General features: G+C 34.8%; 15 protein-coding genes. 2 read left to right on the plus strand and 13 right to left on the minus strand.

Translation table 11 applies throughout. From position 1 onward, the window contains the following. Window positions 1–506: 506 nt before the first annotated feature. The gene (locus QA612_RS10115) at window positions 507–3713 is read right to left on the minus strand and encodes a rhamnogalacturonan lyase family protein (RefSeq protein ID WP_278283696.1); all 3207 of its coding nucleotides are present in this window, start codon (window positions 3711–3713) and stop codon (window positions 507–509) included. Window positions 3714–4167: 454 nt separating this feature from the next. Next, window positions 4168–5451: a Gfo/Idh/MocA family protein gene (locus QA612_RS10120; RefSeq protein WP_278283697.1), complete on the minus strand. Its 1284-nt coding sequence runs from the start codon at window positions 5449–5451 to the stop codon at window positions 4168–4170. Between the two features lie 735 nt (window positions 5452–6186). Here QA612_RS10120 and QA612_RS10125 point away from each other — a divergent pair. Then, window positions 6187–7164: a LacI family DNA-binding transcriptional regulator gene (locus QA612_RS10125; protein WP_278283698.1), complete on the plus strand. Its 978-nt coding sequence runs from the start codon at window positions 6187–6189 to the stop codon at window positions 7162–7164. A gap of 52 nt (window positions 7165–7216) precedes the next feature. Here the strand turns inward: QA612_RS10125 and QA612_RS10130 are convergent, their stop codons facing one another. The 6 genes from QA612_RS10130 to QA612_RS10155 all read right to left on the minus strand — a co-directional run bounded on the left by QA612_RS10130 (window position 7217) and on the right by QA612_RS10155 (window position 15822). After that, entirely contained in the window at window positions 7217–8329 is a 1113-nt protein-coding gene (locus QA612_RS10130) for a glycoside hydrolase family 88/105 protein (RefSeq protein ID WP_278283699.1), read from the minus strand. 24 nt (window positions 8330–8353) lie between these two features. Continuing rightward, entirely contained in the window at window positions 8354–9940 is a 1587-nt protein-coding gene (locus tag QA612_RS10135; RefSeq protein WP_278283700.1) for a glycoside hydrolase family 43 protein, read from the minus strand. A gap of 109 nt (window positions 9941–10049) precedes the next feature. Continuing rightward, window positions 10050–11078 carry a dienelactone hydrolase family protein gene (locus QA612_RS10140; RefSeq protein WP_278283701.1) on the minus strand — a complete coding sequence of 343 codons (1029 nt, stop codon included), beginning with the start codon at window positions 11076–11078 and terminating at the stop codon, window positions 10050–10052. Continuing rightward, window positions 11068–12642 carry a glycoside hydrolase family 43 protein gene (locus QA612_RS10145; RefSeq protein WP_278283702.1) on the minus strand — a complete coding sequence of 525 codons (1575 nt, stop codon included), beginning with the start codon at window positions 12640–12642 and terminating at the stop codon, window positions 11068–11070. The genes QA612_RS10140 and QA612_RS10145 overlap by 11 nt, the downstream gene beginning before the upstream one ends. A gap of 75 nt (window positions 12643–12717) precedes the next feature. Then, entirely contained in the window at window positions 12718–14253 is a 1536-nt protein-coding gene (locus QA612_RS10150; protein WP_347568870.1) for a glycoside hydrolase family 28 protein, read from the minus strand. Window positions 14254–14622: 369 nt separating this feature from the next. Further along, the gene (locus QA612_RS10155) at window positions 14623–15822 is read right to left on the minus strand and encodes an MFS transporter (protein ID WP_278283703.1); all 1200 of its coding nucleotides are present in this window, start codon (window positions 15820–15822) and stop codon (window positions 14623–14625) included. 301 nt (window positions 15823–16123) lie between these two features. Here QA612_RS10155 and QA612_RS10160 point away from each other — a divergent pair, with 301 nt between their 5' ends. After that, window positions 16124–16777 (plus strand): YesL family protein, encoded by a 654-nt coding sequence (locus QA612_RS10160; protein ID WP_278283704.1) that lies wholly within the window; start codon window positions 16124–16126, stop codon window positions 16775–16777. 72 nt (window positions 16778–16849) lie between these two features. Here the strand turns inward: QA612_RS10160 and QA612_RS10165 are convergent, their stop codons facing one another. From QA612_RS10165 to QA612_RS10185, 5 genes are all read right to left on the minus strand, one after another. Beyond that, window positions 16850–18367, minus strand: coding sequence for a tagaturonate reductase (locus QA612_RS10165; protein ID WP_278283705.1), 1518 nt, complete (start codon window positions 18365–18367; stop codon window positions 16850–16852). A gap of 216 nt (window positions 18368–18583) precedes the next feature. After that, window positions 18584–20077 carry a UxaA family hydrolase gene (locus QA612_RS10170; RefSeq protein WP_278283706.1) on the minus strand — a complete coding sequence of 498 codons (1494 nt, stop codon included), beginning with the start codon at window positions 20075–20077 and terminating at the stop codon, window positions 18584–18586. Window positions 20078–20206: 129 nt separating this feature from the next. Next, on the minus strand, window positions 20207–21037 hold the full coding sequence (locus tag QA612_RS10175; RefSeq protein WP_278283707.1) for a sugar phosphate isomerase/epimerase family protein: 831 nt from the start codon (window positions 21035–21037) through the stop codon (window positions 20207–20209). 222 nt (window positions 21038–21259) lie between these two features. Further along, window positions 21260–22252, minus strand: a complete 993-nt coding sequence (locus tag QA612_RS10180) for a Gfo/Idh/MocA family protein (protein WP_278283708.1) — start codon at window positions 22250–22252, stop codon at window positions 21260–21262. Between the two features lie 112 nt (window positions 22253–22364). Continuing rightward, entirely contained in the window at window positions 22365–23939 is a 1575-nt protein-coding gene (locus QA612_RS10185; RefSeq protein WP_278283709.1) for a glycoside hydrolase family 28 protein, read from the minus strand. Between the last annotated feature and the right edge of the window lie 37 nt (window positions 23940–23976).

Genomic DNA, 23976 nt, shown 5'->3' on the forward strand with positions numbered 1-23976 from the left:
CAACTATCATGAAGATTTTTTAGTTTGCAGTATTTAATTTAAATAATGTTGTTTCAACTATTATTGAACCCCTCTCTCCTTTATATTAAAGGAGAAAACTCGTTTATTAAAAATAGCTGAACACTAGCTATTGGTTATTTTTTAACTTTTAGGCTCTGTTAAACGTTCTTGTCGATCGCTTCAGACACTCGATTTCCTCGGGCAACGCTACAATACTATTCTTTAACAGAGCTAACTTTTAAAAAGAATGCTCACTTTTTATTATTGTTTTTTTATGTATTAATAGTTTATCGTATTATTAAATTTATCTGAATACTTTTTATATGTTTTTAACAAATGAAATAAACGCTAATTTTTTTGTATGTCTTCATGAGATCAAGATTGCTTATATTCTCTTATAGGAAAAAGAAAAAACCGCCTTTCTTGGTATAATTTAAAGTACATCAACCATACCAAAGAGGCGATTTTCTTATAAACAGAGACTATTTCTCTTAATTAGTATGCAGTTATCTTATAATTTTAAGGACATCTTTACCAATAAATATATTACCATTCGTGAAATACCCTGTAATAGTCACTTCAATTTCCCCGGTAATACCGTCGAAAGCATTGATAATTGCTTGTCTATCAAACTTTATCATTGCACTATTACCATTATTATTACTAGGACTTATTTCTGCAAACACGGATTTTCCATTTACATTCATTTTTACAGTAGGAATATCTATATCAGAAATGTTGTAGTCTGATTGTAACTCAATTCGTGTATTAAACGAATTCTTCCCACCATTTGATTTTAAATTTAAAGTATTAGGAGATACTTGTACATCTGCATTTATAACATCACCCGTAAAAATATATGGTGTTGGTGGTTCCTCCATATTATGACCGATAAAGAAACTTGGATGTGGAGGTTGATTATAAGCCACGTTTTGCCACGCAACAGCTAGTCTATACATAGGATCATGCATAAGAGTATAGATTCGATGCTCTGTTACATCTGTTGTTGTGTAGATTCGAAGCTCAGTACTATCTGCAGAAGGCCAGATAATTTCTTCTCTCCAATCACCGAATAAATCGGCTTGAAGTGTAGGATTGCCCTTTGTTCCATTATTTGAACGAGTGCCTTCTGGAGTTAAGATATTTACTAATTGCTCATTTTCCCAATCCCACTTATCAATTTTACCTACACCATGAGGGTCTGTACTAGAATTAAATGTATGGTCAACAAGTTCTCGAAGAAGATCCCCTGTCCACCACGCTGCATGATTGATCGATCTCGGGTTATTTTCAGTTATCAGTTCCCCTTCTACAGTAAATAATCCACTACCACCTGATGCCCATAATTCCTTTCCATCATAACGAGGGTCAATATCAGCTGCCATTGCTCTCCCTACGTCATTTCCCGTTCGAACGCCCCAGAGTAGTTCCCCTGTTTCCGCATCACGAATACCAAATCCAACTGGTGAACTTGACGATTCATGAGGCTGATACACTTCATAACCAGGGCGATTTGGATTTAAATTTGTCATATGGTTTGCATCCCCATGCCCCCATCCTGTCGAGTATAAGCCAGTTCCATCGTTATCAATTACCATAGCCCCAAAAATAATTTCGTCTTTGCCATCACCATCTACATCACCAACTGTGAGACTATGATTCCCTTGCCCAGCATAAGCCCCATTTCCAGGATCATTACTGTCAAATACCCATTCTTCTGTAAGCTCACCATCTCTCCAATTATAAGCTACAAGAACAGATCGTGTATAATATCCTCGAGTCATTACGAAACTAGGACGTTCCCCATCTAAATAGGCTACACCAGCAAGGAAACGATCTACACGATTCCCATAGCTATCTCCCCAAGAACCTACATTTCCTCTCGGAGGATTATAATCAGTTGTGGCAAGAGCTTCTCCAGTCTCTCCATCAAAAACAGTCAAAAACTCTGGGCCAGACAGGATGTATCCTCGATTGTTACGCCAGTCAGCATTAGGATCACCTATCACATTCCCTTGTCCATCAATCGTACCGTCAGCAGTTTTAAATACAACTTCAGATTTCCCATTACCATCAAAATCATACACAAGGAACTGCGTATAATGTGCCCCTGCTCTAATATTTTTACCTAAATCCATCCTCCAAAGCTTTGTCCCATCAAGCTTATAAGCATCAATGTAAACATTTCCTGTATATCCAGAAAGAGAATTATCCTTAGAATTAGATGGATCCCACTTTAAGATAATTTCATAGTTTCCATCTCCAGTTAAATCACCAACACTTGCATCATTTGCTGAATACTCATATGCAACACCATCAGGAGTAACTCCACCTTCAGGTTTATCAAGTGGTATACTTAAATATTGTTCTTCCCATACTTGTGCGATCTCCGTTTCTACTTGATTCGATACATTTAGTGCACGGATATGATAAATTGACTCCGCTGTACCATCTTCATCAATGTAGTTTGTACTTTCAGTTATCGGAATGTCGTTTATTTTCACGCCATCTCGATACACATCAAATGCCACGCTATCTGGATCTGTTCCAAGCATTCTCCATCCAAGGTAAACCCCGTTTTCCACCTTTACTGCAACTGGGCTACGGGTAATATCCTCCATTTGTCGCAATGTTACTTTCGTACTCGGTGCGATTAAGACATCTGACTCCTCAGAAAATCCACCTAAATTCATTGCTACTACTTTATAATAAAAGTTAAGACTAGTTAAAACATTATCGTCGATAAATGATGCATCTTCTGTGACACCTACTAATTCGTAAGGACGATGCTCATACTTTGTCCGATAAACATAATATTGTAATGCACCATCCACTGGATCCCACTTTAATTCATTTCTATCATCTGAAGCGCTTACAATTGATAATCCACTTGGTGCAGATGAAACATCAACAGATTCATCAATCATCTCCACAGATACTTCTTCACTTTTTGCAGATTCAATATTGTCTTCATTGATTTGCGTTACAGCGTAAGTATATGTTTTTCCAATTTCAAGTCCTTCTTCATCTATGAAACTCGTTGACTCAGTACTACCAATTTTTCCAAAGTCTTCTGATCCTTTTCTGTATACATTGTATCGTTTCGTATTCTCTACTTCACTCCAGTTGAGTGTCACAGAAGTATTAGGTAAGACTGTTTTATTATCAACTGTTATATCATTCGGAGGTGTCATAGGAAGAATTTCTAATCCATTTATGCGGCCATTTTCTGTTAAATGAATGTCTAATTGACCACCAGTAACGGTAATCACTTCCGTATATTCTGTATACTCCCCAGCACTTGAAGTGATTTCTCCTTTACTTTCACCATTTATAGTGATGCCAGTTCTATTAAAGGCAATATCATCTCCAGCAGTCAAATTTATTTTATAGTCACCATCTGGTAAATCAACGTAAAAATGAAAGTTGCTATCAATGATAAAATCTCTTCTAAGGCGGTCAGGGTTTCCTCGATCTCTACTTGCAACATTTTTACTTATACCATAACCTCTTTCGCTATTATATTGCATTGTGTTTGAAACTTTTTTGTAATTTTCCGCAACAGGACTAGAACTTGTCCCAAAATCAAAAAACAAATAAGTCAATTCATCACCATCGTCAGCACTTACTTTTTCATTGTTGGTAACACTGAAACTTGTGAAAATTGAAAAAATTAAAATAAAAATCATGGAAATAGACATTATTTTTTTCATTTTACGTTCACTCCTCCCTTAATAACAAAGCAAAATGCAAAATTTCAAAAAGGATCTTCTAAGTAATATAATCTATCCTCCTTCCTCAAAATAATCAGGCTATCTATGTTATTGAACATGATGTTAAATAATCCAAGTTCCAAGTCTTCCTAAGGATTTATTCTTGTATTAGATAAAACAATCAAAAACAAAAAACATTTTAATTTGATTACCTTTATATATATTTGTTTGTGTGGAGAAAGTGTATCATAGTTAATTAACTCTTACTATTATGTGAATTATTAAACTAATAAGCTTTGTCCTTAAATTCGTTTACAAAGCAAAATTAAATTAGGATTTTAGTTTCATTTTTATCATTTTTTTTTAGTTTTTTTTCAATTTATTTAGGTAAATAGAAACAAAAAAATACACCTATTTCACTTCACTAGTGAAATAGATGCATTTTTTATTTCTTTTAAAATTTAATCAATTTATCCACTTTTACTGCTTGACCAGTTTTTAATGAGATATTACCTGCAATGCCTGTTAAAATAGACATGGAACCGTCAACGTGATTAGCAGCACGATGGAATTCATCTTCTTCTGGAGTCCCAAAGATATCATTCAATAATAATGGATCTCCACCACCATGACCGCCTTCCCCTTCTACTACCTCGACTTCATAAGGCTTCCCAAACATTGGTAGTATTTGGATTGATTTCTCTGCAAGAGCTCCTTCATCTGCTTTATCTCCACCAGAGTTAATATAAGATTGTTCTCTTACCTTTACTTCCATTCTACCTTTACTTCCATTAAAGGATACGATAAAGCCTTCCCAAGGTAAATAAGCATTTAAGGAATAATTTAGTATAGCTTTATTTTTATAAGAAACCATCACACCTAAAGTGTCCTCAATGCTTATCCCTTCACCGAATACACTTTGATCTCGTTGATATCCATCTTCCTTCTCAGCATCCAAGTACATTGCTTTTAAATGTGGATTTTCTTCTAATTGTATTGCGAATGGATCATTTTTTGCATATTCACTTCCATGGGCCCGTTGATAAAACTTTGTTTCTCCTCTAGCTTCAGCATTTTCTCTACCGTAGAAACGTAGTCCGCCATTCGCATATACTGTTTCAGGTGTTGTACCGAGCCAGAAATTAACTAAATCAAAATGGTGAGTAGACTTATGAACAAGTAAACCACCACTATTTTGTTTATATCGGTGCCATCTTCTAAAGTAGTCTGCACCGTGTTGTGTATCTAGTGCCCATTCAAAATTAACTGAATAAACATCACCTATTACACCATCTTTAATAAGCTCTCTAATCTTTGTATTGTGTGGAGCATATCGATAGTTAAACGTTACCCTTACTTCTTTTCCTGTTTTATGAACCGTATCAATAATTTCCTGACACTTCTCTGCATCTACTGTCATAGGCTTTTCTGTTATAACGTTACAACCTAACTCTAAAGCTCTTTTAATATAAGTATGGTGCGTTCGATCTACTGTTGTAACAATCACATAATCTGGTTTCTCTTTACTAATCATCTCTTCAAATTCATGGCTTAAATAAGTAGAAATAGCATGATGTTCATATTTTTCCTCGAGTAACTTGTTAGCATAATCCATACGTGTTTGATTTAAATCACAAAATGCAACTAATTCACCTGTTTCTTTAAAATCCTTTGCTAATGAACCATAAAAGAACTCAGCTCTTCCACCAGTGCCAACTAGTACGTATTTCTTTTTCATGCTCGTCTCCCCTTACTCTACAAATTTTTGATGATATTTTTACCTGTAGCCCTTTTAAAAAGGGTAACAAGGAACATCCATGAAGCTAATTATGACAGTTTGATTTCAATTTCCTTACTATATTAATAATCTTGAACAAATACTAAAAAATTATGTTAAAATGTTATAGTATTATGTCTACACTAAAAAAACAACGTTGTTATTTTTTTCTAAAAAATAATGTATGCGCTATCATTACATACTATTGTATACCTTTGTTATTTTTTAGTAAAGTTTTATTCTAATCATAAAATTGAATAGTGATTAAGGTTTTATCCGAGAACGTTCGAATTTTAATGTAACGTATTAAAAATTTGTAATTCCTTATACATTTTTGATTTGATTTCACTATAAAATGAAAGCGATTTCTTTTTTAAAAGGAGGGTTATTTTCTAAGGTTTATTCACCTAAGAAGACCATAAAATTTATTACGTAAAAAAATCTAACTTTTAATAAAAGATTTTAAAATTAATAGGTAATCGTTATATACGTAAGAATCAACTTTTTGATATAATTACAGAATAACAACGTTGTTATCCGATGCATTTTGATTAACTTTTTTACAATTAAATTTATTTGTACAAAGGTGAAGGTATAGTTTTTGCCCTTATAAAAATATTTTATAACTTACTTATTCGCAATCACTTTTTTACGATAAAGATATAGTTCTCAAAGTGGATTAAAGGAGGGGAAAAAATGGGAGTGACAATTAAAGATGTTGCAAAAGCAGCTGGTGTAAGCTATTCAACTGTTTCAAAGGCACTAAGAGACAGCCCACTAGTGAAACCACCTACAAAGAAAAGAATAATTGCTATTGCAAATGAACTAGGTTATCAACCAAATGTAGCTGCTAGGAGCCTGGTTTCTAAAAAATCAAATACAATAGGTGTTGTCTGGCCAACCGTTGAAAGGGCTGCTCATGCAGCTTTAATTACAAAAATAAACGAAGAGCTTGAATGCCATTCATATACAACATTACTTTCAATAAATAGAGTGGAGTCTGCAATTAATACATTTAATCGACTGCAAGTAGATGCCATTTTAGTATTTAGCGACAAAAGCTATTTAGATGATCATTCATCTAACGTTCCCATACTATCTTATGGCATAGCGAAAGAACCTATACACCCAACTGTGGATGTAAACCGGAGAGATGCAATATTACTAGCAGTCCGATACCTTTATAGTATTGGTCATAAAAATATTGCTTTTATTGGTGATGTTTCACAACAGGACCAACTACAAGAAGAAAAGGTTATTGGTTTTAAACAAGGTATGTTAGAATGCTTTAATGAAATACCAGATGATGCCCTTATTCACACTTTCGGTCTTGAGCTTTATGATGGTTATTTAGCCCTAAAAACAAGATTAGAGAAGCCAAATAGACCAACAGCTATTATATGCGGTAGTTATGATTTAACAAAAGGAAGTATTCGAGCTATTAATGAAATGAATTTATCTATTCCTAACGATATTTCTATTATTAGTTACGATAATATTCCTCAAATCAATACATTCGATCAGCCTATTTCTATTGTAGGTGTTCCTAATGAAATTATTACTAATACCATTACCAAAGCCTTATTGGATATTATTGAGAAGAAAGATATTACAAATTCAATCATACTAACCCCAGAATTAAATATAAATGAATCCTGTATAGGAATAAAGTAAAAAAAGTGTCTCAGAGGCAATTGAAGCCTTTGAGACACTTTTTATTTTAGAATTATTTAGAAGCAAAATACTTGTATAATTGAACACTTGCTAAGACGAATGCACCAACACCGTGCAAGTCATTTGCAATAGTGTCACGATCAACATAATATTCGTAAACACCGATTGAAGTTCCAATACAAATACCTGTAAGGGCAATTCCACCAGTAGGCGTTACTTCAATGTAATTATTTACGATACCGTCATATCCTTTTTTCGCTGCTTCCATGTATTTTGCATCGACATAACCCTTGTTTACAGCTTTGGCAATCGCAAAGACAAATAAAGCAGACCCTGAGCTCTCTAGCCAGTTATCTTCAAGATGTCCTTTATCAACAATTTGATACCATAGTCCAGATTCTTCATCTTGGAACTTAACAATATTAGCTACTAGTTCTTGAAGGGTTTCGATTAATTCTTGTCTTTTTGGATGGGACTCAGGTAGTCTTTCAATGATGTTCACTAAAGCCATACCATACCAGCCTAATGAACGTCCCCAAATTTCTGGAGCTGTGTTAGTACCTGGTACTGACCAAGGAGTTTCTCCACTTTCATCATACCCATGGAAATATAGTCCAGTCTTTTCATCCTTCGTATGTTTTCTCATAAGCCCTTCTTGATGTAATACGAGATCAACAAGCTCAGGCTCATCAAAAGTTTGACCGTATTCGATAGTATAAGGTCCTGCCATATATAATCCGTCTAACCACATTTGATATGGATATTTATCTTTATGCCAAAATCCTCCTGCTTTTGTCATATTTAATGTTTTTAATAGGTTTCTTAGTTTATCCGCTGCAACTTTATAACGCTTATCACCAGTTTTTTCATATAGAGGGAATAATAATAATCCTGGTTGAATTGCATCTAATTCACTACGACGGAAATAGAAGTTCCCTTCTTCATCAACTAATTTATCAACATACTCTTTAAAATACTCATAATACTCATTGTTCTCAGTTACTTCCCAAACATCACGCATCCCACAAAGGAATACCCCTTGATGATAATGCCAACGGTCTTTTGGTGGTAACTTCACTGGCTCATATTGATCCATTAAACTTCTACAAGCTTCCTCTGCCCATTGCATAGGCTCTTTTCCTTTAAATAATAGTTGTTCTCCCATTGTATTTCCTCCTTGTAATTCCAGTTATTTACATTGATGTATATTAAAATATTCAACATCTACAAATCCAGAGCTTTCTTGCTTTCCTTTATTCATACAAAAAATACCTATTTGTGCCCCAACCCATTGTCCTTCTTTAGCAGTGAAAAGCTTATCTATAGCATGAAAATCATTACCATCCTCACTGAAGCTAAACTGACAATGAGCATTCTCTTGTACATCTACCCTTAAATAAAAAGTTTGAGCATCGATATGCCCTACTACGCTTTCAACTTCCTGCGTACTTCCTGATTCCGTATCTCCGAAAAAATGGATAACATCTAAGCCCATATCTGACTTTTTCAACATTAAGCCTGAATATTTTAATCCGAAAACAATGATCCCAGTATAGTCTTCATCACTTTGTGGATTAAAATGCATTTTAGTTGTTGTCGTAAAAGCAGGAGCAGGAAATTTCTGTGTTAATATATTAGGAAGATCGTACAATGTCTCAACATCTTTAGGGCGACTGATGGAATGTAATCTTAAGTTATTGTTAAGTAAGGTATACCAGAATGGCTTCTGATTGGCACGCCATTGCCATTGAAGACCTAAAGATTCTGTATGGAAATCATCTGATGTTTGTGGATTCATTATTTCTTGCTGTACTGGTACATTTGGTTTTTCCCAGCGAAGTACTGGCTCTCCAATACCTTCTTTATTTACATTATGCCCCATAACTGGCCAATCATTATCCCAACTCATAGGTTGAAGATGAGTAATTCTACCGTAAGCACCCTTATCTTGAAAATGAATAAACCAAGATTCCCCTGAATCTAATTCAACGTATCCACCCTGATGTGGTCCATTGACCTCTGTATTACCTTGATGGAGTACAATTTTATCCTCATAAGGTCCATAAATGGATTTTGAACGTAAGATTGTTTGCCAGCCTGTTGGAACACCACCTGCAGGTGCAAAAATATAATAATAACCATTACGTTTATACATTTTAGGGCCTTCCATTGTAGGATGATTCTCTGTCCCATCATAGACGTATGTACCTTCATCCAAAAGAGCAGTTCCATCAGGCTTCATCTTGCAAATTTGTAGAATATGCTTTATTCCGCTTCTACTTCTAGCAAATGCATGGACAAGATAGGCTTGTCCATCTTCATCCCAAAAAGGACATGGATCAATCCAACCTTTTGCTTCTTTTACTAAATGAAGTGGAGACCATTTTCCAAATGGATCTTCTGTCGTACTCATAAATATTCCTTCATCAGGTGCTCCAAAAAACACCCAATACTTCCCATCATGATAACGAATACTTGGAGCCCAAACACCGTCTCCATGACGAGGCTTATCATACGAATCTAACGGGAATGTATCACAAACATGATTCACAATCTTCCAATTCACTAAATCTTTAGAATGTAAAATCGGTAAACACGGTGACATATTAAAGCTCGATGCCACCATAAAGAAATCATCACCAACTCTTATTATATCTGGGTCTGAGTAATCTGCATAGATAATTGGATTTTGGTATGTTCCATCACCTAAATCTGCATTCCAGACAGACTTCTCATAGTCTCCAACGTTGACCATCCTTTTCATATTATCACTCATTACATTCTCCTTTCAATTAACTTATTAAACTTTTACTATAAAAAATATTAATTGTTAACTTTCGTACACATTTTACAGGTATAAATTACATTATTGAATAATAAGACATTCAAAGAACTCTTTTTAGCCAATCATATGACTTCTTACCACTCACTTCATGACCACCATCAAAGACTTCATGATCAAATGCATGTAACGAACCCATTTCTTTATACGTGCGTTCCAATTTATCTATTGCTGTTTTTACATGATTGTTAGGAAAGAGTTCGTCCTTTACTCCGGCTTCAACAAATAAAGGTCTTGGAGCTATTAATCCTATAAGCTCAGGCATCTCAGCAAGGTTTAAAATACTAGGGATATAATTATCGAGACAGTGTTTCCTCGCCATAATACTTCCTTGAAAAGTATTCGTATACCCACTGATAATCGTAGCATTGATTCGTTCATCAATAATACTTGTATACACTGCTACTAATCCACCACCAGAGAAACCCATACAGCCTACTCTTTGATGATTTACCCCTTTTAAAGTCATCATAAAATCTATGACTCTCATACATTCAAAGACTCTTAAACCAGCTAATGTTTGTCCGAATAATAATAATTGACTAGCTAAGGTGTAACAGGAATTATCCGTATGTGAGGATTCCTCACTATCTTTCTTTAGCTTCCTTTCACCGAAACCTACTAATTCTGGACACACAACAATGAAACCTTTCCTAACTAAATCAATCGCAAAGTTTTTATGAATTCCTGGTTCATCAAGATTTTCACTACCATCTGCATGTAAACCAACAATTTCCTTACTTCCATACCCGTGTCCATGTAAGGCAAGGACAGCAGACCCTTTAGTTTCTTTTTCATTCGGTTCCTTAGGGTATAAAACATACACCGGTATTCTGATGTAATCTGTTATTTTAACCTCTACCCGTTGTCGAATATATTCGTCTAATTCCTTTTCTTCTAATAGCTTAAATGAAACAGGTTCTCCTCCTATTTGCTGAGGTAAACCGATGGCTTTTATAAATTGCGATTTAAGCAACTGTCTCCTTCCATCATATTGCTGATGGTGTTTAGTTACCGTTTCACTATACAATTGCTTCAAATAATTATCCGGCGTCCAATGATTATTGTTCATATGGGTCACCTACATATTCAAACCAATCAAAATCTACATAATGATCGCTTGTTTGCCCATTGCTACTAGCATACATACCAATATACGTACCTACAAAGCCTCCAGCAATATCAGTACTTAATATAGACCCATCCACGTTTTCTATGAAAGTGTTCCACTCTTCAGATTTTTCACCGTAATAAAAGCTATATTGCTGTCCTACCGCCTCTATTTTGATAAAAATCTTTGAAACGTTAAGTGGATGCTCTTGTAACGTTTCTTCTCTTCCATCTGACCTTCTTATTAACTGGACCACTTTATTGTTATTCTGTAGTCGGCATTCCAATCGAAGTTGATATTGACTACTTTGTAACAAAATGACTCCTGCAGATTCCCATTCTTCCAACGGTGTAAACTCCATTAACGTTCTTACTACAAAGTTCTTATGCTGTTGTCTTCTTCCAATAAAGCTTGCATTTGAAGGTTCCATGATCGTTTCTGGTTTAAGCTTTAACCGTAAAAAACCAGGACGTTCTTTTAGAGACCAATAATCTCCGCGGGGAGTCCTAACAAAATTCCATATGTGAGATAATTTTTCCTTATCAAAGTGATCACATGCTGGAGATAAAGACCACTTTCTTTCCTTTAGTTTTGGCTTAGGCATTTCCAGTTCAATCATTCCCTTACCAGGATTTATGACTGGCCAACCGTCCTCCCATGTAAAAGGAACTAGAAAAGTCTCTCTACCTAAGTTTCTAAAGTCACCACCATAAGGTCTAGAACCAAGACATACCATCCACCATTCACCATATTGTGTTTGTACAATGTCCCCATGGCCTACATTAGAGATGGGATATCCTTTCCCCAAATGGCGATGAGTCAAAATAGGATTTGTCATGGATGGTTCATAGGGTCCCTTTATGGACTTACTACGAGAAATAGTAACAGAATGAGTAAAGCTTGTCCCACCCTCAGCAATCAGTAAGTAGTACTTACCTTCCACTTTATAGATGTGTGGTCCTTCCGGTGCTATTGCTTGTTTTACTGCACCATCCCACAGGACAATTTTTTCACCAACTAATTCTTGCTTATCTAAGTCTAATTCTTGTAACCAAATCTCCCTTTGCTTAGGATATTGTTCACCACCAGCAGGTACACGATTCCCCGTATAATAACATTTCCCATCATCATCAAAAAACAATGAAGGATCAATTCCAGGTGCACTTTGTAACCAATAGGGGTCTGACCATGGTCCTTCAGGGTCTGTTGCTGTCACGTAAAAGTTTTTTCTTTCTCCGGTTCTCGTAACGACAAAGGTTGTAATCATATAAAAGATTCCTTCATGATAACGAAGAGTCGGAGCATAGATGCCACACGAACATGGTGTTTCGTCTAAGTTAAGCTGGGAAGATCGATCTAATACGTGACCTAGTTGATTCCAGTGGACTAAATCCTTACTATGAAAAATTGGTACACCTGGAAAATACTCAAATGTAGACGTAACTAAATAATAATCATCCCCAACCCTACAAATTGAAGGATCGGGGTAAAAGCCTGGTAAAATTGGATTCTTAAATGTCTCCATTTAATTTCTCCTTTCCATTTGCTTTCACCCCAGGATACTAATGGGATCCGAATCAAAATTCCTTTATTTTAAGGTTTAACGTTGTGGTAAAACTTTAGAACGACTTGCTTCATCTACTTCTAAGTACGTATCGGAGGAAACAGTGGCTTGTCTACCTTCAATATATACATTTTCTACATTATTTAATTTAACAACAGGCGTATTTTCATGTACCTTTTTCATGGAAAGGTTTGTTATATCAGCATTAGACACTTCTTCCATGTATAAAGCAGGACCTTGTCTCGTTTCTACTCGAACACGATCAAATTCAATACCTTCTACATATTTACAGAAAATGCCGTCACCGGCACGAATAATAACTTCTTTAACCATGTCAGGCTCTCCACCCTCTTCATTCGGGTCAGTGGTCATTTCAAAAACAACATTACTCAAGGTAATATCTCTTATTGGCATTTCTGGTAACCCATAAATAAAGCCTGCTGCAGCACGACAATTTTTAGCTGTTATATTACTAATTTGAACTTGCTCCACAACCGGTGTTTTTTCCGTTATTTCAATTGGCTCTTGAACAGTCATTAATGGATCATTCACATCAACACCGTAACGATAGAATGAATTCATTGCTAATGGACAAAATACATCTTCCATATAAATGTTATTTATAATAATATTTTTAATATAGGAACCTCGAGCACGGTTTGTTTTAAAACGAATTCCACGATCTGTACCTATAAACACACAGTTAGATACAGTTACATTACGGATACCACCTGAATTTTCACTACCAAATACAATACCACCATGTCCTGCAGCCATTGTACAATTTGTAACTGTAACATTTTCTGTTGGTTTTCCAATTTTTCTACCATCTTCGTTGATACCTGATTTTAAACAAAGGCAATCATCACCCACATCAAAGTGACAATCCGTTACACGAACGTTGGAGCAAGAATCTATATCAAAACCATCTCCATTTGGTGTATCCCATGGATTATTAATTGTTACTCCTCGCACGCTAACGTGGTTACAATATACTAAGTGTGTATTCCAGAATGGTGAGTTTTGAAGGGTAACTCCTTCAACTGTTACGTGTTCGCAATCTAACAATTGCAGTAAGGCTGGACGTAAAAATTGCGTATCCCATTCAAGAATATTTGTTGTGATAGGCTCCATGTACTCTTCATTTCGTTTTCTAATTTCTTCAGTCCGTTCAGAAGAGTATGTTTCACCTTTTTTCAAGGAATTAGCAATATTCCACCAAGCTCTTCCTTGTCCATCGAAAGTTCCTTCACCTTTAATTGTTACATTTTTTAAACCTTTACCATAGATAAGTGGTTGATATCCATAACATTCATATCCTGACCACCTCGTTAAAGCAACTGGGTAAGCATCAAAATCATCTTTAAATAAAATTAATGAACCTGCATCTAAATGAAATGTAATATCACTCTTTAATTCAATTGAACCTGTTAAGTATGTTCCAGCAGGTACAAATACCGTTCCTCCACCGTTTTCGGAACAAGCGGCTATTGCCTTCGCGAAGGCTTCTGTGTTATCTGTTACCTTGTCCCCTTTTGCACCATATTCTGTTACGTTATAAAATACCATCATTCAACAACCTCCAAATTTTATCTTTTACTTTGTTACTATTTACCTTTATGAAACTTTCTAAAACAAGCTTCTTAGTTATTAGATTTAATTTATTTATCTTCGCAATTAAGAATATGAATGTGAAGAATAATCCTTTGCCTCTATCTCCTCCTTTTCAAAATTTCATTATATAAGCATTTCATCACATGGTGAAATTTTAAACTTATATGGGTGGTCTACCCTAAAAATAGAAAATACCAATCTAAATATAGTATTCATTCGTTACATCCCACTCATTCCAATTGAGATAATTTTTTTCATCCAGCATGGTCTAAGTTTTGCTTGCATGGGTGGTCTACACTGAAATACTCAAAGTAATATGACTTCTATTTACTTATCTTTTGCTAACCAAGGGATTAAAAATTGAATACTCATCACAGCTATTAAAACCCATGGAATGGTTGTAGGATTTATTTCTGTAGAAAAAATCATAAATACTATAATGCCTGAACCTCTACCAAGATTCGTAATTGTTTCCCTTAAAACAACTGACTCCATTCGAAAATTTTCTTTTAATGGAATCATGCCTACCCATTTAAAATAAAATGCCGCATATGCGTTTCCTTGCAATGGCTTAAACATATGGCTAATGGACATAAATAAAACAACTGTCCAAACCGAAATCTCCCAAAATAAAAACGATGCCGACACCATTAAACCAATGGCAGAATAAAGAAGGTATTTCCTTGTTGATTGTATATTTGCAACTCGCGAAATAATATAGCTAGAAATAATAGAAATGCTTAAAAAGGCCACATTCAAATATCCAACAGTGCTTTCCTCTAAAAATATTGTGTAAAGTAATATTGGTGGCACATACGATATAATTCCTTGTGGAAAACCAATAACAAACCAGCCTATAAGTACTTTTAGGAAATTCGGTTTCTTTTTTATTATTAAAGGTAAATACTTCATATAATATTGCTTATGGTGAGACGTTTCTTTCTTTATTTTAAGACTACCTATTGTTGCTATTAAAAACATAATAAATGCAATTGTAAACACGAAAACGTATCCACTTAAACCAGCATACATGCTTATAATGGCACCAGATGCAGCTGGACCTATTAAATTAGCACTCTGTGTTGTAATTTGATTCCACCCTAAATATCGGTGACGATTTTCATTATTGGATACTTCATATGCTAGTGTAAAATAACCAAGCCAATATGCAGATTGAGCAGCTCCTCTCATCAAGGCGAATAAATAAAAGTACTTAACCATATCTTCCTGTACTAGAATAATACACAAATAAAATAGTGCAGTTAGAAATATTCCATAACGATAAATGGTTAAACGACCTTTTTCCTTTGCTACTTTCCCTACAGAATATGTAATAATTGCTTGGGAAAAAATTGCAATTAAGTTAAAAAGACCATTAATTAATAAACTATTGGTTAGACGCCATAAATACAAATTAATAAAGATAATCGATAATGAATTTCCAAATTGAAAGATTGTATGATTTACAAGGGTAATTACAGCTTGGTTTGACAGCATTTTTTCTTTAGATAATTTTAATAATTTCATTTATATACAACACTTCTCTCATAAGGAGTTTTCGTAATAAAAGACGGAGATAAATTAAATATTGATGTATGAAAGATTCTCGTATAATTGAAATTCTAAGTTATTTCAAAAATATTCTAGCTGACTATGAAAGATGCACTGTAATAAAATTACGTCTAATTAATTATGAAAGTTAACATACACAACCATCATTTTCCTAATACTACTGCTAATGATATGATATAGTAGTAAGTACTTTATTAAAATAGTATTATAAGCACCTAATTATTTTTCACGTAATGAAACGAGGGATTCTATGGAAATGAGTGGATTTTCTAAACGGTTTTACCAAATTACTGAATGGATTATGAGGTTAGCCTATGTAAATTTCCTTTGGATCTTATTTACATTAGCAGGTTTAATAATTCTAGGTATCATGCCTGCTTCCATTGCAATGTTTAGTATCATTAACCAATGGCTAAATAAGAACACTGAAATACCTATATTTAAGACTTTTTTAACCGTTTACAAAAATCAATTCCTAAAAGGAAATATACTTAGTCTAATCACTATTATAATAGGTTTAATTATCTATGTTGATTTACAATTTTTAGGTACTGTTGATGGACCATTATATATCATACTTTTTGTTGTATTTACTTTAGCTGCCATTCTTTTTACTATATTCCTCATATATATCGTACCGGTCTATGTATATTATGATCTAAAGCTTATTGACTACATTAAAACTGCAATTATGATTGGTGTCATTAACCTTCACATTAGTATAACAATGGTTTTAGGAATCTTAGGTATTCAATATATATTATTCATTTTCCCAAGTATAATCCCGTTCTTTAGTTTTAGTTTAACGGGGCTATATATTATGTGGTCAGCAACGATAGCTTTTAACCGGCCAGTTGTAAAGAAAGAAATGAATAAAAAATATATTAGAGTTAAAAAGGAAATTAATTAGTTTTGTTCATTCAAGAGGAGATCCTTGTCATAAATACAAGGATCTCCTTTGAACGATAAGACTTTTATATGCTTACTTATTGTTAACTAAGCTCTCAACGCTTGCTTTCATACCATTATCAACAATTTGTTGTAAATAATCACTTACAGCATCCGTTAAGCCGTTAATGTCATTTAGATCTTCACTCCAGATGTCTTTGTTTCCTAATAATGAAGTAACTAGTTCCTTCACAGTTGCTTCACCATTATCAACTTTCCCCCATCCAGCAAGTACCGCTTGAATAACTTCATCGTTTTCACGCATAGTATACTCTTCACCATTACGACTACCTACTAATGCATCCCCTTCTTGACGAATAGGGCGATAGAATGCGAACAATGAAGCTAATGAGAAGACGATAGTTTTTGGTAATGTTCCTTCTTGCTCTGCAAATCTTTGTAATGAAGGAAGAATACGAGACTTGTACTTATACACTGCATTCAATCCAATATCCAATAAGAAATGCTTGTTGTATGGATTTAAGAAGCGTTCTACAACTGAATCGACAAATTGCTTCTTTTCACCTTCATCAGAACGTACAGTTGGCACTAACTCTTCAAAGCCTTGGTCTACGAATTTACGTAGCGTTTCGTTTTCCATTACCTCTAATACAGTGTCAACACCATATAAATAAGAAGCCGAGAACATCATTGTGTGTGGTGCATTTAAAAGGCGTACTTTTAACTCACGGTGAGGTGTAATGTCTCCCCATTTAATGTTTAAACCAGCTTTATGGAAAGGAATTTTTTCTTGTACTACTTCGTCACCATCAACAGCGAACATGTGGTATGGCTCACCTACAGTGATAAGGTTATCTTTATATCCTAAAAGCTCACGGAATTCTTCAACAGCATCACGTGGATAACCAGTAACAATTCGATCTACTAACGTGTTACAGAAACGGTTATTATCGCTTAACCATTGTGTGAATTCAGCAGGTAACTTCCACTCTTCAGCTAAACGGAATACTAACTCTTTTAATTTTGTCGCGTTTTCTTCAATCAATTCACAAGGAATAATAATTAACCCTGATTCCGGGCTACCATTAAATGCTTTGTAACGGTGGTATAAAAGAGATGTAAGTTTAGCTGGGTAAGATTCTGGCGTTTTACCTTCTTCAAATTCTTCTTTTACATAAGTAATCCCTGCTTCAGTAGTATTAGAAATTACAATTTCTAAATCTTTAGATGCTGCAACAGCTTGAACATCTTCCCATTGTGTGTAAGGATTTAATCCACGAGAGATAGAAGAAATCACTTCACTTTTTTCGACAACTTCTCCGTTTTGTACTCCTCTTAACACAACAGTGTATAGACCATCTTGGTCGTTAAGCATTTGAATAACTGGCCCTTGGTTAATAGGTTGTACAACTACCGCTTTTCCATTAAATACACCTTGCTTGTTCATTTGGTGGATTAGCCAGTCGATAAATCCACGTAAGAAGTTACCTTCACCAATTTGAAGTACTTTCTCTGGTAAATTGTCTTGGATGTTAAATTCTACCGCTGATGACATGTCTGCCTTTGTAATTGTTTTGTTCAATTCTTTCATCCTATGCACCTCTTCTTTTAAATTTACTTGCGTTGCTATGATACTAAGTATGTCTTATAGATATAGAGCTTTTATGTATTTTAGCCCTATATATGTACGGACTGTTTTTATAATACCACTATTGTATGATCGGTATACTAATCGTACAGTATACCGAACACCAACAGGGTTGTTATACATTTTCTTCACATGAATTTATGTGAATAGAAACTGTAATTATAGAATTACGCCATCTTTGAAAATTGAAATTTCTTTAAAACCATATTTTTCATTGTTAGCTTTTAAATCACCAGAAGCTAACTGAATAATATATTCGAAAAACTCATCTGTAAGTTCATCTTTATCCTTACCGTGTACTAATTGACCTGCATCGAAGTCAATCCAGTTTTTCTTCTTGTTATAAAGCTCAGTGTTCGTTGAAATTTTTACAGTTGGAACTGGTCCACCAAATGGTGTTCCACGACCTGTAGTAAATAACACAATGTGAGCACCAGAAGCTGCTAACGCTGTAACAGAAACTAAGTCATTTCCTGGTCCCTGAAGTAAAGTTAATCCATCTTCCTTCATGCGATCACCATATGGAAGTACATCAACAACTTCAGCAAAGCCACCCTTTTGAACATTACCAAGTGATTTTTCTTCAAGAGTAGTAATACCACCTTTTTTATTACCAGGAGATGGGTTTTCATAAACATTTTGATCATGTTTAATGAAATACTCTTTAAAGTCATTTACAAGATCAACAATCTTAGTAAATGTCGCTTCATCTTTTGCTCTTTCCATTAGCATTTCTTCTGCACCGAATAATTCTGGTGTTTCAGTTAATACTGTAGATCCTCCATGGCTAATTAACTTATCTGAGAAAGAACCAAGTAGAGGGTTACCAGTAATACCTGAGAATCCGTCAGATCCTCCACACTTCAATCCAACTTTCAGTTTAGAAACAGGAACTGGTTCACGTTCGAATGACTTCGCATACGATACTAAATCTTCCATTAAGTCCATTGCTTCTTCAATTTCATCGTCAGCAATTTGTACTTCTAAGAATTTTACACGGTTTTCATCATAGTCACCAAGTACTTCTTTAAATACATCAATGTAATTATTTTCACAGCCTAATCCCATTACTAGAATAGAAGCAGCATTAGGGTGGTGAACTAAATTACTAAGGATTTTTTGCGTATTGTGAAGGTCATCTCCTAATTGAGAACAGCCAAATAAATGAGGATAGTGATATACTCCGTCAAGATTTTCGTCCTTATATTGGTCGTTTGCCATCTTAGCAACTGCTTCTGCTGTTTTATTGATACAGCCAACAGTGTTAATTACCCAGATTTCATTACGAATTCCGACTTCACCATTTTTACGTACATATCCATTAAATGTTCTTTCACTAGCACCCTTCTTTACTTTTGAAGGCTTAGGATTATATGAATATTCTAACGTACCTGATAAGTTCGTTTTTACATTGTGAGTATGAACCCAGCTACCTGCTTCGATACGTTCTTTTGCACTACCAATTGGATAACCAAATTTGATTACGTTCTCATTTTGATCAATTGTTTCTAACGCAATCTTATGACCTGATGGAATATCCTCAGTAATTTTAATTTTCTTATCCCCAACTTCTAGGATGTCACCAGTTTTATATTCTTTTAACGACACGACTACGTTATCGGTTTTGTTTACAACTATATGGGTAGATGCCATAATATCCTCCTTAAATTTTCGTTGTAAAAATAACAACGTTGTTATTTTCATTATAAATAGAATTCCCTAAAAAGTCAATGAGCAAATCTTTTACTTTAATGGTATGATATAAGATTCATATAATCAAGGTTATTTTGAAACTTGTCCACGAATATTTTCAATAAAGAATTTTGTTTCTCGCCTTTCTTCCGTTGTTTTCGCATGCTCCATGATGATGTTTACTTGAGGCTTATATTGATTCAATAGTTTCATATATAATTCGTAGTTCATTTCCCCTTGACCAGCTCGAACAGTGTGCAATTCATTATCATCAAGAATAATACGATCCTTCGCATGTGCGGCAACAATACGGTCCCCCAGTAATTCAAATGCTTCTTCAATCACTTGATCTTGTTCTTTAAAATTATGCGTTTTTAACAAGTTTCCAGGGTCTATAACAACTCCAATATTAGACGACGGTACCTCCTCCATCATTTGTTTTAATTGTGCTGCTGATTCGATTAGGTGGTCATTCGCTGGTTCAATACCGACAATTACTCCCCACTTTTCCGCTTCCTCTACAAGTTCTTCTATTGATTCCCTTAGTGTTACCCAATCACTGTCATCCACTTCTCCTTTTGGTTTTCCAACCTCCATTGCAACAATAGGTGCACCTAAGTGAGGGGCATAGCGAATTAATTCTTTAAAGCGTTCAATATTTTCCCGTCTTTTCTGCTCATCTCGATCATAAAAATGCAAGTAACAAGCGAGAACGGAAATAGATACACCATTCTTAGCAAATTCTTCCTTAATGTCTTTTGCTAGCCCTGGATTTAACAACCCCCCTTTATTGAAGTCATAATCTTCAATTGCCTTCCACATTGCTAACTGAACATGCTTAAAACCTTCTGATCCAATCTCATATGCAAGTTGTTTATAAGGTAGTTTTCCGAATAAATGTGCTAAAATTCCTACTGACATTATTACATCTCCTCTGTTTTCAATTTTTCAAGAAAGACCAATACTTATTTTTATGGTAGACCGCCCCTGCAAGAGAAATTTGCACCCGGGTGGATGAAAATTTTATTTTCAAGGGTGATTCTTACGTTACATGCGGACGCTATCCGCGTGCACGACCTCAACTTCCTAAAATTTACACAGTAAGCTTTTAGGGGGATTTTCGTCTCGTGCTGATCCTATCTTTTAACTAAAAGTCTTTATTGGTTCGCCGCATTTTTCATAAATATCAATAATTAATTCAGTTGCTTTTTTTGCAGATTCACCATCAATAAATGGAGGATTGTTCGTTTCAATGGCTTTAATAAAATCCATTGCAAGTTCTTTAAAGAGTGCTTCATTACTAGAATCACTACTACTAAAATCAGGTAATGGAACACCAGGAACATCGAAATTAATAATTTCATCATAATTTGCTGTTATTGAACCTTTCGTTCCTGAGATTTCAATTCCTTCATTTTTTAGCCCATAGCTTGCAGTTGATGCTTCAATCATGCCAATTGCCCCATTATTGTATTTCACAAGGGCATAGCCATGATCCTCAGTCTCAATGTCATGATACACTTGAAAGCGTTTTCCTTGAAGTACCTCTTTATATCCTCCACATAACCATAATGCTAAATCAATAATATGACTTCCTTGTTGGATAAATGGTCCGCCACCATCAAGAGCTTTCGTTCCATGCCATGAATCGTAATATTCCTTTGGTCGAAAGTGCTTAATTGTCACATCAAAGACCATTATTCTACCAAGCTTTCCAGAGTCAACTACCTCTTTTATAAATCGGAGATGCTGTATGAATCTACGCATATAAGAAACTGCTAGCTTAACACCATGTTTTTCACAGCTACTAATCATTTCCTCTTGTTTTTTTGGTGAAATATCTAACGGTTTTTCACACAGACAATGTAGTCCTAATTGAGAAGCAGTCATTACTGCATCATAATGTAACGCATTTGGTGTACAAATAATTGCAGCAGTAGCTCTTCCTTGATGAGATACTTCCTTTACATCAATCCCAAAGTTAGAAATATTATGTGTTTCTGCAAAAGCCTTCACTCTTTCCAAGTTGCGACCAACAACACCTACTATTTCTGCATCATCAACATTTGAGAAAGCATTTAAATAAGCCTTACTTATATTACCGTGACCAATTAAGATAAGTCTATGCTTAGACAAAATTTCCCCTCCTTTCATTCATTAAAAATTTTTAAAATAACTAACATTTGTCGTTGCCCACATGACGTGGGCAACTAGTAAGACATTACATTGCTAAAACTCTAACCTTCTTTTATATTGATAATTTTACTTCCGATGGATTAACTCCTTCTTTAACAACAAATTTATCTTTTTCATCTACAAGATTAGAGTGACAAGACATATTTTCTGTTTTTTCACCTGATACTTGTAAATAGATATTCGAATCTTTCGTAGTAGTGAATTGATTTATAGAAGTATTAACACAATTTTCTAAAGAAAATAAAGGTCCATTTTCTACTGTGATGGCTACATTTGAAAAATTTACGTCTTTGCATTGAGAGCCTGTAATACCACTTTTTGATACAAGCGATAGGTTTTCAAAAGTAATTCCTTCTAGAGGCATTTCTGGCAAGCCCTTCATTAGGATTGCCGTTTCTGAACCAGTACTTACGATATTACGTATATCCACATGTCTAAAAATTGGAGTTTCTTCTGTTACTGGTACTACCCCTTTCACTACATCTTCATCAGATATTTCGTAAAACATATGAAAAACAATAGCTTCCTTTTTGATGTTATTCATACAAATATTATTAATTACAATATTTTCTACTACTCCCCCACGTCCGCGAGTACTTTTAAATCGCAAACCAGTATCTGTGCCAAAGAAAGTACAGTCTGTTATACTAACATTTCTAACGCCACCAGACATTTCACTTCCTACAACGAAACCACCGTGTCCACTATAAACTTGGCAATCACGAATAGTGATATCTTCACTTGGGGTACCTAACTTTCGTCCTTCTTCATTTTTACCCGATTTAATGCAGATAGCATCATCACCTACATCAAAAATACAATTTTCAACGATTGCATAACGACATGCTTCTAGATCTAAACCATCCCCATTTTGTGAAAACCATGGATTTCTGACAGTTACATTTCTCATTGTCACATGTTGACATACAAATGGATGCACATTCCAAGCTGGTGAATTTTGAAAAGTTGGCCCTTCTAATAATACTCGTCTTGATCTTCTAATACTCACCATATTAGGACGTAAGAAGTCTCTAATTTGTTGATAATCATCTATGTTTTTAGATCCTTTTGCACGTAACTCTTTTAATATCTTTGCACCATTTGCTGCCTGCTCAGTTGGCCACCATATCTCTTCTCTTTCTTTAGCGATAAATCCTCCTGATTTAATAAGTTTTTCCCATTGTATATCAGTCATTTTCCAGCGTTTTACTGGGCGCCACGCTTCACCGGATCCATCAAAGGTACCTTTCCCTGTAATCGCTACATCTTCAAGTCCTTCTCCGTCAATTGGTGATTGACATCGGATCACTTCTTCTCCTTCAAAAGTAGAATGGATAAGAGGGTAGTGATCAAAATTATCGCTAAATAAAACAACCGCACCAGATTCAACATGAAGGTTTAATTTGCTCTTTAAAGAAATTGGACCAGTCAACCAGATCCCTGCTGGAACGACGACTTTTCCTCCACCATTCTCTACACATGCTGAAATAGCATTTGCAAATGCTTCTGTGTTTAAATGCACGCCATCACCAATAGCACCAAAATCTGTTATACTAAATTCTTTATCCGGTATTTCAGGAAGTAAAACATCAAACGTAGGTAGTGTTAATTTTTCTGAAGTTGTCATGTGAAAAAGCCTCCTAATATATATGTATAATAAACAT

Source organism: Evansella sp. AB-P1 (assembly GCF_029688925.1).
Lineage (GTDB): Bacteria > Bacillota > Bacilli > Bacillales > Salisediminibacteriaceae > Evansella.

Bases quoted from the DNA above. Each gene is read 5' to 3' on its own strand.
- QA612_RS10135 (WP_278283700.1), bottom strand. From the start codon at position 9,940: ATGAGTGATAATATGAAAAGGATGGTCAACGTTGGAGACTATGAGAAG.
- QA612_RS10150 (WP_347568870.1), bottom strand. From the start codon at position 14,253: ATGATGGTATTTTATAACGTAACAGAATATGGTGCAAAAGGGGACAAG.
- QA612_RS10115 (WP_278283696.1), bottom strand. From the start codon at position 3,713: ATGAAAAAAATAATGTCTATTTCCATGATTTTTATTTTAATTTTTTCA.
- QA612_RS10130 (WP_278283699.1), bottom strand. From the start codon at position 8,329: ATGGGAGAACAACTATTATTTAAAGGAAAAGAGCCTATGCAATGGGCA.
- QA612_RS10165 (WP_278283705.1), bottom strand. From the start codon at position 18,367: ATGAAAGAATTGAACAAAACAATTACAAAGGCAGACATGTCATCAGCG.
- QA612_RS10185 (WP_278283709.1), bottom strand. From the start codon at position 23,939: ATGACAACTTCAGAAAAATTAACACTACCTACGTTTGATGTTTTACTT.
- QA612_RS10155 (WP_278283703.1), bottom strand. From the start codon at position 15,822: ATGAAATTATTAAAATTATCTAAAGAAAAAATGCTGTCAAACCAAGCT.
- QA612_RS10140 (WP_278283701.1), bottom strand. From the start codon at position 11,078: ATGAACAATAATCATTGGACGCCGGATAATTATTTGAAGCAATTGTAT.
- QA612_RS10120 (WP_278283697.1), bottom strand. From the start codon at position 5,451: ATGAAAAAGAAATACGTACTAGTTGGCACTGGTGGAAGAGCTGAGTTC.
- QA612_RS10160 (WP_278283704.1), top strand. From the start codon at position 16,124: ATGAGTGGATTTTCTAAACGGTTTTACCAAATTACTGAATGGATTATG.
- QA612_RS10170 (WP_278283706.1), bottom strand. From the start codon at position 20,077: ATGGCATCTACCCATATAGTTGTAAACAAAACCGATAACGTAGTCGTG.
- QA612_RS10175 (WP_278283707.1), bottom strand. From the start codon at position 21,037: ATGTCAGTAGGAATTTTAGCACATTTATTCGGAAAACTACCTTATAAA.
- QA612_RS10145 (WP_278283702.1), bottom strand. From the start codon at position 12,642: ATGGAGACATTTAAGAATCCAATTTTACCAGGCTTTTACCCCGATCCT.
- QA612_RS10125 (WP_278283698.1), top strand. From the start codon at position 6,187: ATGGGAGTGACAATTAAAGATGTTGCAAAAGCAGCTGGTGTAAGCTAT.